Here is a 13,344-nt window from a genome sequence, read left to right as displayed (position 1 = left end):
AGTCATGCAGAATGTTAGTTAAAATCGCAGGGAGAAATCACCTCCCTCCCTTCGACTGTTATTTAAACTTTAAAAAGTAAAGGTATTTCTGTAGAGCGAATATATTTTTTGATTAGACTATCAGGCGAGGCTTTGTTAAAAACAGACACTGATTTGATTTGACCTTGTTCAAACGAAGCTTCACACGTAAAGTTGTTAGAGCTTTGATCTTCGAATTTGTCGTTTCCTTTGTTATCGATATTGACTAAAAAAACAATATCGCCGTCAGCATATTCAAAACTGCCGTAAAACTGACCGCTGCTATCTGTAAATAGGTCACAATATATCTCTGTACTACCTGTATTTAATGTGCAATTAGCCTCATTTTGTTGTTTACCAGTAGCTGTGCAGACAGTTACCTTATCACCAGTGAAATCTGTTAGATATTCAGAGCTTAATATGCCTTTTAGTGCAGCGTCTGAAGAGAATTTAAGTGTTGAATTTGTCATATTTATTTACCTATCAAAATCAAAAAGGGGACGACACAAATTTGTTGTTTCGTCAGTACAGGTTGAATAATGACATGTCAGTTATCGATATAAGTGTTAACTGAAGTTCTTTTTTAATCCTTTTAAAAAGTCTTCTTTCAAAGCTGTGTGAAGCTCTTGAGGTTGGATGTCAGATATGAAGTTTATATTGCCGAGTAAAAACTGCCGCAGTTCGTGAGTGTCCTTAGTTTGTAACTCGACTTCTAGATAGTCGTCTTCTCCTAAAATGAACCTTTGTGTATTCGGATATTCAGAATCAATAAATGGTGCTTCTAAATAAGTAAATGCAATTGGCTGGTAGAGCTTAAAACTACATGTAAATACTTCCGCTGAACAAACCGCATTGCGGCTAGTGAATTGAAGCGCACTTTCTATATCTTTCTTTGAAAACTCATGTTTATTGTACTTTCCTCGTTGTACGGTGATATCACCATCTATTCGTGGCAAGACAAAAGCCAATAATTTTGTTTCATCCTTGAATGAATTTTGCGTTGGCATTCTGTCTTGAGATACAACACCGAGCAAATATTGATTTTTATTCTTATAGACGAGTGCTATTGGCAGGACAGTTTTTTCTTCGTGTTTGCGATTAGATGATCTGTATTTAAAACTAATCAAGTGGTCATTGTTGACTGCTGATATTAATTTTTCACGTTTTGCAGCCAAAGTGACCGAATCTTTGTCAAATAAACTTAATAATTCATTGCGTGTTGAAGCGTCTATTGCAGATATTTCTAGCTCTTCAACACTTCTTCTTAGCAGCCCACTTTCTTCAAATAATACGGATGGGGGCCTATCGTATTTATTGGCTTTTTGCGAGGCGGCTGTTGAAAACAATGACAGTTTATCGATATGCTCAATAGGACCGTTGCTTTTTGCAAAGTCAGCTAAAGCGAGAAAGTTCAGCGCTTCTTGTAACTCGAAATTGATAAAATATGCAGAACTGTCTTTGCTATATTTGTACCGTTTCGTATTGTGTGGTCCTACTTTGACATCAAGCTTGAAAAGTTCCGCAAGCATTGATACCGAGTCATTCATGGTGTTTCGTTTGACCGCTTTGTCCGTATCAGAGCCAATATGATTTTCCCATTTTGTCATTATTTCCTTTATTGAAATTCCACTATCACTGCTTGCAGAAGGTAAAATACTTAGTACAAATAGGGCTCGCTCTAACGCGGCGAGCGAAGAGCCTTTATTAGTTTTTGTTTCCTCTATTTTTTTCCAATTCATTGAATATACCTTTCTAATCTTTGTCGTTATTTGAGCGATCTCTTAAGGTCATCATTAACTTGACTTCATCTAAAACGGCGATGTATCTAATAAGTGGTTTGTCGTTGAATTTTGTTTCCTTTTTATTAACGACCCAGATACATAACACTTTATTTTAGTGTTTGGCACTATCAATCAGTCTTAATTTATTTGCTTCAAAGAGATTTTATTTATACTAAGCCTAAAGCTGTCACTTATTTCGACTTCTGATTAGTTAATATGTACAAGCGTTTAATAATACAGGGTGGTTTTGACTTAGCCGCCGATAACCCGCTAAGTATATAGATTGCTCAATGAACTTTTGTTTCTTAATTAAATTAGGTTTTATTTCATGTTTTTAAAAAATGAAAAGATGCTTTACTCCCCATCAGATATTCATCGATTTATGCAGAGTAAGTTTGCTTCCCACATGGATAGAGCCGCTATATCGAATCCTGAGCTAAGAGGTTTGAAGGACAAAGATGACCCGATGTTGCAACTGCTTGCTGACAAAGGTTATGAGCATGAAGAGGTCATCGAAAAACGTTTCTTAGAACAAGGCTTAAACGTTGCAATAATCAAGGGAGGTGATGACAACGAAAAAGCAAAACTTACAAAAGAAGCTATGTACGACGGTGTTGACGTAATATCACAAGCCTATTTGGAGGGCGAAAATATTGCGGGCTTAAGTGATTTCTTAGTTAAAGTTTCCGGTGAAAGTAAGTTAGGTGATTATTACTATGAAGTTTGGGACGCCAAGTTATCGTCTAGGGTTAAACCTAGTTTTGTCATTCAATTATGTGCATACGCTGAAATGCTAAAGAACATCCAAGGGTGTTTGCCAATGCACATATGTGTAGCAATGGGTAACGGCCAATTAGAGCGCATGCTTACTCGGGATTACATATATTATTATCATCAAATAAAAACCGCATTTTTTGATTTCCATAACAATTGGACGTCGGATATGGAAGTTGATCCCGCCGAAGATAAAGACCATTTAAATTGGTCAACATATGCTGAACAACTTTTGCTAGAAAGAGACTATCTTGGGCAGGTTGCTAACATCACAAGCCACCAGATAGGTAAGCTTCAAAAAGCAGGTGTTACTACAATGACACAATTGGCGAGCCTAGTTGATGTTGAAAAAGATTCTTTTGGACTAAAGCCGGATATTTTTCATCGATTGGTTAGTCAAGCTAGGTTACAAAAAGCATCGACTGAAGTGCAAATGAAAGATACAAATGCGTTACCTTGCTTCGAATTACTGCCGCATGATAATAAGACCAAAAAAGGATTATCGTTACTCCCGCCGACCAATTCAAAAGATCTGTATTTTGACGTCGAAGGCTATCCTCTGGTAGATGGTGGTTTAGAGTACCTATGGGGAGCGTCATACTTTAATGAGCAAGGTGAGCGATTATTTAAGGAGTTTTGGGCACATAATGAAAAGCAAGAGAGACAAGCGTTTATAGACTTTATTATGTGGGCACATAACAGGTGGCTCACCGATCCCAGAATGCACATATACCATTATGCTAGTTACGAAATTACTGCCTGTAAAAAACTGATGAATCGTTATGCTGTTTGCGAGAATGAAGTAGACCAATTGCTCCGCAACAATGTTTTTATTGATTTATACAGAGTCGTGAAGGAGTCGATTATACTAGGTGAGCCTAAATACTCTATTAAAAATGTTGAGCATTTATATCGGTCTAAACGCGAGACCGAAGTTGGTGCTGGTGCCGATTCGGTAGTTGTTTATGAGCAATTTCGTGAAGAGTACCTTGATAAAAAGACAACCGGTAACTGGCAAGACTCAAAAGAGCTTTCAAGCATTAGGGATTACAACATTGATGATTGTGACTCTACGCAAGGGTTGGTTGATTGGCTGCGTGTTCTTCAGCAGAAAAACAATATCCAATATTTGGGAAGCAAAGACACTATACATGCGCCAGATAGCGACAAAATTATTGAATCATCAAGGTTAAAGGATGAGCTTTTATCTCGCACTTTTACAAACCAAGATGGAGGTAAACAAAAAGACGAAACAGCTGAATTGCTTGCTTTTTTGCTCGATTTTCACAAAAGAGAGAACAAAGTCAGCTATTGGCAATTATTTGAGCGTATGGCACTGAACCCAGAAGAGCTTACGGATGATTTAAATTGCATTGCACAATGCATTAGAACAACCAAAGAGCCTTATTTGCTAACACCGAGAACAAGAAATTACAGCTTCGAATATAAATTTGACGATACTCAAGACTTTAAAGCCTTATCAGCTAATGCTGAGCTTTATTTTTTAGGTACCGAAAATGAAATGGGGTGGCCCTTAAAAGGAAAGTACTTACCAAATGAAAGTGACCTAAGTGCCGGTTATATTGTTGTTCAAACAAACTTTGAACCGCCCAACGAAACTACTTTTCTACCAAATGTAGTGGTTCCTGCGGGACAAATCCCTGACGCTATCCAAAATATTGCTTCGCGCTATCTTTCAAATCCATCTACTGAAAAAGAAAAGGAGCAAGACTCCGCGATTCTTCAGTATTTGAGGAGAAAGCCCCCGACTTTTAAACATGGCAATAACACCAATTTAGAGTCCCCCCTATTAAGTATTCGCCAGATGAAAGGTGATTCGTTAGTTAACGAAGTAATCAGCACGGTTTTGGCTATGGATAATGCATGCCTTACTATTCAAGGACCTCCTAGTGCAGGGAAAACATTTACAGGCAAGATGATTATTACTGAATTGGCGAAGAAGGGGCTACGTGTAGGTGTATCTAGTAATAGTCATAGTGCTATTAATAACCTCTTGCAAGCTTCTGCCAAACAATGTGAACTTGCTAATGTTCAAGCTAGAATATTTTGTACTGGTGGTTATAACGACCAATTGATAGAGGTAGGTATTGAAAATACTACTAACTCTAAGTTGTCTGAGCAACTCAGTGATGCATGTGTTTTAGGTGCAACGGCATGGGGCTTCTCTAGAGCTGAAATGGGAAGCACATTAGATTATTTGATTGTTGATGAAGCGGGGCAAGTTTCACTTGCAAACTTAGTGGCAATGAGCCAATCAGCTAAGAACATAATCTTGATGGGCGACCAGATGCAGTTAGGCCAGCCTTCTCAAGCGGTCCACCCAAAAGAGAGTGGATTATCTACGTTAGATTATCTGTTGCAAGGTAAAGCTGTCATTCCACCTGAATTAGGCGTATTTCTGCCAGAGACTTACAGAATGGCCCCAGAAATAAATAAGTTTGTGAGCGAGCATATTTATGATGGGCAGTTGAAAACTAACGATATAACAAACACTAGAAAATTGAATATAGTATCCGAAGATTTGCTTCAAAAATTGGGTTGTGATGCCGGTATCGCTTATATTCCAGTAGAGCATGTCGGTAACAAGCAAGCTTCGATTGAGGAAGCTATGGAAATCAAAGAAGTAGCTCTACATTTATTGAAAGAGTCTACGTTCAGTGATGACTCAATGGTTACCTCTAGAGCTTTACAATGGGAAGACATGTTGTTTATCACACCATACAACCACCAAGTAAAGGTTTTACAATCTGAGCTTGGAGATAATGCGAAAGTGGGTACAGTTGATAAATTTCAAGGCCAAGAGGCGCCGATAGTGTTTTTAAGCTTATGTGCAAGTGACGCTAGTGAAGCTGGGCGAGGGCTTTCATTCTTGTTAGATAAACAGAGGTTGAATGTTGCTATATCTAGATCACAAGTTTTGGCCATCGTACTGCTTAGCCCTAACGTTTTAAAAGGAATCGCGCCAAATACGAATGATATGCAGGCTTTAAATCGACTAATTGCATTAGTAAACAATTAACAAAAACTATGACTTAATGAGAAATTGATGAGAAATATCAACATCCAAAATATTGAGGTTCTACTATCGCCTCAAAAGAATAAGTTTTTCAATAAACTGGAAGAAAATATTCTTTTATACTGTCAGGTAATGTCTGATTTCGAACAGTTGAAATCCCTTTCAAACAAGCAAAGTAATAATCAGATTAGCAACGAAATAGATACGGTTTTCAATAAATTTACACAGAATTTCACGAAACTTTACGCTATGGCGAGAATGCAAAGTAACCAAAAGCACGTGACTTTCGAGTTTATACGCAAATCAGTGAACGTAGGTAACGATTCAGGTGCTAGTCTTCGCGATATTATTGAATTAAACAATAAACAAGTTAACTTTAGCTACTCATCAAAAGTATTTCACACGATTAATGCCGAGATGCCTATCTATGATAGCTTAGTTTCCACGTACTATTTTCTACCCTCAGTCTCGGGAAAAACTTACGAAAAACGAGTAAATAGTGCTGTAGCTATCTATAGCAGGTTAACAGCTTTATTTACATCAGACCTCGAATTATTGCAAAGCGACGGCTTCTTTGAGATTGCTAGGGAAAAATTGAAAGCAAACATCACAGCCGACTTGATAATAAAGAAATTTAGTCTAGATATCGACATAAGCGCCATAGACAATATAACTAATGCCAAATTACTTGATTCGATTATTTGGAACTACGTTTCGTTTATGCAAGGGCAAGTTTAGTAAATAGGAAGAATTTTTACATCCGAAGAATAGGGAACATGACGCGCGTGATCTATGTCACTATCACTCAGATTTACATCTGCCACAACACTCTGCCACAATGCTTAATACGCTTATAACCCACGTGGCCTGTAGTGTACAGAAAAGAAAGGAGCAAATCCCTCTCTTCGCCAGATTCTTGTAGCAAGAACACTGAAGCCCCGTATTTACGGGGTTTCTTTCTATCAAAATCAACCTACCTCTACAAGTACAAAGATTAAATTGATAATTTATTTCAGACCTGATTAGAAACTTGAAAAGTTATTATATGTTTGTCGTAACAAACCAACGCAAAAGTGTTTAAAACTATATAGTGTCAATATGTATTGCAAAATTGATTAGTGTGTTGGACCCTAGGATTGTTTATTTGTATTTGATACAGCGGTGCAAGAATGTTTGAAGGCGTAAATTAAATTAGGAGATTGAAGTGGAAGCATATATAGGTATCGATGTAGCATGTGCAAAAAAAAGCGTTGCCCAATCACTATTTGTTATCTGCAGGATGAAAAGCTTGTACCCCTCAGCTTGGCTGATGAAGCTATGCAGCCTCCAAAGGGATTAGGAAATATTAGCACTCTAGCTGATGCTAATAATGAGTTATATGCCAAACGTATCAAAGACTATCTTGTAGCCATCTGCAAAAAATACGAACTTAAGCCAATATGTATTGCAATTGATTCACCTCTAAGGGCACGAGACACTCGGCTTAAGCGCCGTCTTGCAGAGCAAGAGTTAGATAGACTAAGAATTAACTGTTACGCAACCCCATCAGAATCTGACTTTGCAACAATTAAACTTAAAGTAAAACAGCATCTTGAAAATGATGGTAAACAAAATGCCTTACCCCACTCTATGCAACTTTTTATGTTGGCAGGATTTGCGATTGCTGATGCGCTTAAAAGCGTTGCTAAATGTATTGAAGTGTATCCTCATGCAACGGCAAAAGTTCTTGGAGTAGCAGGTAAGCATAAGATGAAAGACGACCAAGCTATTGTTCAATTGCGTGCCATAAGTCAATACACTGGTTGGCCATCTTCCCAAGCCGATTGGGATAAAGTGTCAAGTATTTGCAAAGGACCAATGCATGATAAAGTAGATGCGTACGGTGCTGCTTGGATCGCTAGTTTGCCCGAGACGGAAAGAGTCGCTATCGGCAATGTTGAAGAAGCTGATGCCATCTATTTACCTAAGCTAGATAACCTGCGTTTTAAGCAGTTGGCACAAGGCGCCCCTTCAATGAAAAACAATAAAAGAAGGTCTGCGGCAAGTAAAAGCCTTGGTAATTCCAGTAGCGATCATTCAAAGTTATGCCCTGCTTGTAGGAATTATACCTTTAAACGCTGGCCTTGGGGCTGGGACGCGCATGCAGCACATAAATGCAAAGGTTTATCTAACAATGAACCGACGAGTCGAAAAAACGAGTTTAAAGCCAAGTTTTTATAAGGTAAAAAACTAATCAACAGATTTTGCATCTTTCATTGTTTGTTATAGATATTATAAGGGGATGCGTCATGCGATTCAACGTAACTATGGATTTAACAAGATCAAAGACTTATTTATGGCAATCGACCTTTTCGAGGTAAAACTAAAGAGTGGCAATGGTACGTATGTGCAAGATAAGCGAAAACCGAAGTCTTGAATAAAAAATATCATGTGTTCACATATGACTATAATGTGGCTATACCGATATGCTTCTTGGTAATTTAAATTAAGGATTATATTTTAAATGGATTTATCAATTTACTTTAACATGGTGATGAGTACCGCCTGGTATTTAATACCGATCTTCATATTTACAATCGTCATTAAATCTGCATGGTTTAAAGGCATAATGGGTGAGTGGCAAGTAAACATGCTCATTAAGTTTTTTTAAACAAAAATGAGTATCACCTTATAAAAAATGTAACGCTTCCAACAGATGACGGAACAACTCAGATTGACCACATCATCGTTTCTAAATTTGGAATCTTTGTTGTTGAAACGAAGAACATGAAGGGCTGGATCTTTGGCAGTGCTAATCAAAAGCAATGGACTCAACAAATCTTTAAACACAAAACAAAATTTCAAAACCCGCTTCACCAAAATTATAAGCATGTCAAAACCTTAGAAACTTGTTTAAACGCAAAGAATGATAGTCTATTCTCAGTCATCATATTTATTGGTGATAGTACCTTTAAAACTAAAATGCCAGAGAATGTCAGGTTTGCTCGTGGTGGTATTGAATATATCAAAAGCAAAACAGACATTGTTTTCAATGCAGAAGAAGTTGTAAATGTTATTGAGCAGATTGAAAGCGGTAGGCTAGAGCGAAGTTTTAAAACTAATCGACAACATATTAAGCATGTACGAGAAATAGTAGAGACTAAACTAGATTCGAAAGTATGCTCTAATTGTGGTGCTCAAATGGTGTTACGTAAAGCAACTAAAGGTAAAAATGCAGGGATTGAATTTTGGGGGTGTAGTGGATTTCCTAAATGCAGAAACATTATTGAGGCATAAAAAATGAATTTGCCTAACATGGTTACTATTTAAGATTTGCCATTGGTTAAATCAGTTACGCTAACTGTCATTATCATCTTAAGCTTAATCTGTTATCTTGGCTTTAAATCACTACCAAAAATCTGATAAAGAATCGTTTTGACTATGAAATATTTTGCTCCACAGGTGTTTGATGGAAACGTTATTCAAACCAACCAAGTCATTGTAACTGAAAACGCAAAAGTTCTTAGCGTAACCAGCGGCAAACCCGAGCAAGCTGATATCATTTTATCAGGCTTACTTGCGCCAGCGTATATCGACGTTCAAGTCAATGGTGGTGGTGGTTTGCTGTTTAATAACGAGCCGACTTACGAGACCTTAACATGTATGTCTCAAGCACATGCAACTTATGGGACAGGCTCATTGTTACCTACAGTAATTACCGACGACTTATCTGTCATGACAAATGCAGCTGATGCGGTAGCTAAAGCGATTGACAATAAGATGCCTTGGTATTATCGGGATACATTTTGAAGGCCCCCATTTAAGTATCCCGCGAAAGGGTATTCATCCCGTTGAGCATATTAGAGCAATATCTGAGCAAGAAATGCGCTTATTTACTCGAAAAGACATCGGGCGAGTTTGCGTCACCCTTGCGCCAGAAAATGTTAGTCCGCAAACAATAGAGCACCTTGTCAACCATGGTGTCATCGTCTGCCTAGGCCATTCAAATGCAAGCGATCAACAAGTGTTTGATGCTTTAAACGCAGGCGCGACAGGTTTTACTCATCTTTTTAACGCGATGTCACCTTTGCAAGGAAGAAATAGCGGCATGGTGGGCGCTGCCTTGTTAAGCAATGAGAGTTATTGCGGCTTAATTGTTGACAATGAACATGTCAGTATTACCAGCTGTCAATTAGCCGTCAAATGCAAGGGAAGTCGTCGAATCATGTTGGTAACAGATGCGATGAGCCATGTTGGTAGTGACCAAAACGTACTGCCTTTTGCTGGTATGGAAATTACCCGCAATGGAAATAAACTTACTGTTGCTGATGGCACCCTAGCAGGCTCTGCTTTGGATATGCAAACAGCAGTACAAAATGCTGTGAGGCTATTAGCTTGCAGTGTTGAAGATGCGTTAATAATGGCATCAAAAACGCCCGCTAATTTTTTACAATTAGAGCAAAGCAAAGGCCGCATTGCCAAAGGCTTTGATGCTCAGTGGGTGCTATTAGACAAAGAATTAAGGGTGCAAGAGCTAATTGTTGCGCCTTAAACGCTATGGCGCAACAATCTTCAAACAGTGCTAATTAACTAATTGATTAGCTGATACCTTACCATGACCCATACATAGGATTAGGTAAAAGAATTAAGCGTGCCGGCGATTGCTCGATTAGAGCGTCAACCTTCGCATCTTCTTGGGTAACATTGGTAAAATCTTCAATATTATCGCCTATCTCCATAACGATCTTTTTCTTGCTTGTCCATGCGTTTATATTAGCGGTCTCAGGAACATAACAATCTGCAGTGCCCTGTATAAGCTGCTTGCGACGCAGGTCTTTGTCATTGATGATTGTATCGCCATCAACTGTGTCAATATCTGCTTGTGAACGACCAATTAGGCAAGTATTTTGGTTATCAAGTGCTAAGCCATGATTGATCATGTTTGTCCATGTGTGCTTATCGAGTGCTTTTTCTCTATTTGTTACAAGTGCTAGTTTCCCACCTTTGGCTAATACTGCTTGCATAAAGGATTTTGCGCCAAGGTACTAGCGCCGCTTCTTCTCTTTGTACCCATTTAGTCCAGCTTTTCGGTGTATAATATAAACCTTGTTTGTCTAGCAACAATTGATACATGCTGTTATCTAGTATGGTTTCGTCAACATCCATAACCACTATCCAGTTATCACCCTCGTACTCGTTAGCTAATGCTTCAAGAGCACTTGTTGCATTTTGATAGGTCTCTTGAACAATAAAAGCATATTCTTTACTTTGAGTTTGCCATTTCACAGCGCTACTAAGCTTGAGATCTTGTGTCGCGATTTCAAGTGACACCGCGCAATGATCACTGAGCATGTTCTTGGGCTCCATGTCCTTAAAATCGTGTGCTTGACTAGTAAACTGCAAGCCTTTGTTTTGCAAGCCACCAGCAAACACCAAATCAATTGGTGCCGGATACCATGGGTGGCAACCAATTAAGTTAGCAGTGGTATTGACTAAACTTGATTCACTGCCATCGGTATTTGAAAACAAAGCTTGGCTTAGATGATTATATGGCGCACTTAAGCGGTGATTAAAATCACCTAGCACAATATATTGTGCGCCTTCTTTTTCTTTACTTTCAAACCAAGCATCTAGCAGTGGTGCTTGCTTAGCAAACGTCTGGCAAGCATCAGAGTCAGAGCGACTATAGTTATCAACAAAACAACCAGATTTCATATGCACATTTAATAAGCTTATTGGGCCAAATGGCGTCTCGATATCTAGCTCCAACCCATAACGAAGTCCCGGACGTTCAAGTGCCAAAGTAGACAAGCCTTCAACATTGCTTACATCAATACCTTTACGTACTGCATATGCGACTTTTTGCTGTGTTGATGCATTTTCATTGTCTCGGCAGGTGAATGATTCACTGTCTTTACGCGGTGACATAAAGACTTGCCAGTCACTTTCAGGAAAGAGTAAACGTACTGCTTGCAATGAGCCTACTTCTTGCAAGGCAAAAATGTCTGCATTTACATTTGCAACATATTCACGCATAAGCGCTAGCTCGTTTTGCGTACGGGGTTTGCAACCTTGGTCAATAGGATAAGCTAAATGCTCAACGTTCCACGTTGCAACGCGCAAATTATTCACTGAATAGTGTATATCCTTTGCCATTGTTGTACTAATTGATGGCAATACCATTGCTGTTGGTGCAGATAAGCTTGCTAAGGCAGTAGTTGATAATGTCGAGGCGATGGCCATGCTTAAAAGGGCAGTGAGCGGTATTAATTTGTTCATGTTGTTCTCAGTAATAGAAAAGTCGAAATTTGTGTATTATCCTGATATGTTATAGTGTAACACCGCTATGCAGGACGCGTATAGTCCTTGCTCTTATCATATTAAACAATATTGATAGAAAAATATGGCACTGCAAGTCGACCTAACAATCACCGTTGGTAAAAGAGTTAATAATGAACAAGTTAATAAATTCCACTGATAAATCAGCGATTATATTGTCTGTACTTTGCGTTATGCACTGTATCGCATTGCCGCTCGCGTTACTGGCACTTCCTACCATGTCTATTTTATTAGTATTAAACAATGAAGCGATTCACGCTTGGCTTGTGTTTGCGGTGATACCAATTAGCCTTTTTGCCATTGTGTCGGGCTATCTGCAACACCGTTTCAAACATGTCTTAATTGTCAGCCTAAGTGGCATGTTATTATTATCTAGCGCTGTATTGGCCCATGATATAGTAGGGCATGCTGGCGAAGTCATTTTAACCATTATTGGTTCAGTGTTGATTGCATATGGCCATATTCGCAATCTCCAGCTTCGCCGAGCCAGTACACTAGGCTCACAACGCCAACATGTCACCTAGCACTTTTGTTTAAAAGGTCATTACTATATTGATAGAAGCGTTTCGTCCTACCGAAGTAAAAGGGCGAAGGTTGCTATCAGTGGGCTGTCCTCTAACCTCTGATGCAAGCCAATACTCCTTATCAGTGATATTGAAAATGCCGAGGTTAATAGTGATGTCGTCGTTGATGCGATAATGACCTAATAAATCTAAGGTGACATGACTTGGGGCTTCGAAAAATGTCGCAGCATCGTCTATGTCAATTGCCTTAGCTTTGCTAGTGTGTGTAGCGATTAATTCAGCGCGCCATGGATCATCATAGTCATTATACTGCAAGCCCAACACGGTTTGATTAGGCAGTATTGATTCAAGTGCTAATCCGGTAGTTTTATCTTCAGAGTCTTGGATACTAAAACTTGCACGGATTTGCCATGCATCTGCATCAATAAACGTTTCTCCCATGTACCAAACAAATTGTCCTTCAATACCTGAAATCTCAACACTATCTAAATTAGTGGCTTGGAATAAGGTAAAGCCATTATCGGCAATCCCCGCATAGGCCAAAGACTCGATAAAATTATCATAATCATTTTGATAAGCACTTAAGGACCATGACAAAGCATCACTGTTGCCACGCAAACCAATCTCAATACTATCAACACTTTCGGGTAATAAGTTGGGGTTGGCTAAAGAGGTGTATCGCCCTAAAAAGTTGGTAAAGCCAACATTGACATCATCCATTGGTGGTATTCTAAATCCTTCTGCATATTGTAACCACACACTGTAATCTGATGATAATTGATACAATGCGCCTAGTTTCTTAGACAATTGGCTGTCGCTAAATGGTGATACTTCAACACCAGGGTTTGCCGAAGTAAATAAATCATCCAATGTAGGGCTTAGTTTAAAGCTG

At 38.8% G+C, this 13,344-nt stretch carries 12 protein-coding genes; 7 read left to right on the top strand and 5 right to left on the bottom strand.

Features of this window, described 5'->3' with window-relative positions; translation table 11 throughout:
* Positions 1-62: 62 nt before the first annotated feature.
* Both ACZ1G6_RS09680 and ACZ1G6_RS09675 read right to left on the bottom strand, forming a co-directional pair.
* On the bottom strand, positions 63-488 hold the full coding sequence (locus ACZ1G6_RS09680) for a hypothetical protein (RefSeq protein WP_472616119.1): 426 nt from the start codon (positions 486-488) through the stop codon (positions 63-65).
* A gap of 96 nt (positions 489-584) precedes the next feature.
* Positions 585-1,757 carry a WYL domain-containing protein gene (locus ACZ1G6_RS09675; protein ID WP_472616118.1) on the bottom strand — a complete coding sequence of 391 codons (1,173 nt, stop codon included), beginning with the start codon at positions 1,755-1,757 and terminating at the stop codon, positions 585-587.
* Positions 1,758-2,127: 370 nt separating this feature from the next.
* On the opposite strand from ACZ1G6_RS09675, the gene ACZ1G6_RS09670 reads away from it, so the two are divergent.
* The 6 genes from ACZ1G6_RS09670 to ACZ1G6_RS09645 all read left to right on the top strand — a co-directional run bounded on the left by ACZ1G6_RS09670 (position 2,128) and on the right by ACZ1G6_RS09645 (position 10,141).
* Complete coding sequence (locus tag ACZ1G6_RS09670) at positions 2,128-5,613, top strand: TM0106 family RecB-like putative nuclease (protein ID WP_472616117.1); 3,486 nt, start codon at positions 2,128-2,130, stop codon at positions 5,611-5,613.
* 27 nt (positions 5,614-5,640) lie between these two features.
* Complete coding sequence (locus ACZ1G6_RS09665; protein ID WP_472616116.1) at positions 5,641-6,348, top strand: hypothetical protein; 708 nt, start codon at positions 5,641-5,643, stop codon at positions 6,346-6,348.
* Between the two features lie 495 nt (positions 6,349-6,843).
* Positions 6,844-7,830, top strand: a complete 987-nt coding sequence (locus ACZ1G6_RS09660) for a DUF429 domain-containing protein (RefSeq protein WP_472616115.1) — start codon at positions 6,844-6,846, stop codon at positions 7,828-7,830.
* Positions 7,831-8,280: 450 nt separating this feature from the next.
* A complete protein-coding gene (locus ACZ1G6_RS09655) occupies positions 8,281-8,886 on the top strand; it encodes a nuclease-related domain-containing protein (protein ID WP_472618968.1) in 606 nt (201 codons plus the stop codon).
* A 144-nt stretch (positions 8,887-9,030) separates the two neighbouring features.
* A complete protein-coding gene (locus ACZ1G6_RS09650) occupies positions 9,031-9,399 on the top strand; it encodes a hypothetical protein (protein WP_472616114.1) in 369 nt (122 codons plus the stop codon).
* The gene (locus tag ACZ1G6_RS09645) at positions 9,359-10,141 is read left to right on the top strand and encodes an N-acetylglucosamine-6-phosphate deacetylase (protein WP_472616113.1); all 783 of its coding nucleotides are present in this window, start codon (positions 9,359-9,361) and stop codon (positions 10,139-10,141) included. The genes ACZ1G6_RS09650 and ACZ1G6_RS09645 overlap by 41 nt, the downstream gene beginning before the upstream one ends.
* 58 nt (positions 10,142-10,199) lie before the next feature.
* Here ACZ1G6_RS09645 and ACZ1G6_RS09640 read toward each other — a convergent pair whose 3' ends face one another.
* Together ACZ1G6_RS09640 and ACZ1G6_RS09635 are read right to left on the bottom strand one after the other, a co-directional pair.
* Positions 10,200-10,613, bottom strand: coding sequence for an HAD family acid phosphatase (locus tag ACZ1G6_RS09640; protein ID WP_472616112.1), 414 nt, complete (start codon positions 10,611-10,613; stop codon positions 10,200-10,202).
* Positions 10,564-11,868, bottom strand: coding sequence for an HAD family acid phosphatase (locus tag ACZ1G6_RS09635; protein ID WP_472616111.1), 1,305 nt, complete (start codon positions 11,866-11,868; stop codon positions 10,564-10,566). The genes ACZ1G6_RS09640 and ACZ1G6_RS09635 overlap by 50 nt, the downstream gene beginning before the upstream one ends.
* 173 nt (positions 11,869-12,041) lie before the next feature.
* Here ACZ1G6_RS09635 and ACZ1G6_RS09630 point away from each other — a divergent pair, with 173 nt between their 5' ends.
* On the top strand, positions 12,042-12,452 hold the full coding sequence (locus ACZ1G6_RS09630) for a MerC domain-containing protein (RefSeq protein WP_472616110.1): 411 nt from the start codon (positions 12,042-12,044) through the stop codon (positions 12,450-12,452).
* 9 nt (positions 12,453-12,461) lie between these two features.
* Here the strand turns inward: ACZ1G6_RS09630 and ACZ1G6_RS09625 are convergent, their stop codons facing one another.
* Complete coding sequence (locus tag ACZ1G6_RS09625; RefSeq protein ID WP_472616109.1) at positions 12,462-13,322, bottom strand: TonB-dependent receptor domain-containing protein; 861 nt, start codon at positions 13,320-13,322, stop codon at positions 12,462-12,464.
* Positions 13,323-13,344 lie beyond the last annotated feature (22 nt).

Source organism: Glaciecola sp. HA4-3, from assembly GCF_055693685.1.
This window is presented reverse-complemented; position numbering and strand designations above follow the sequence as displayed.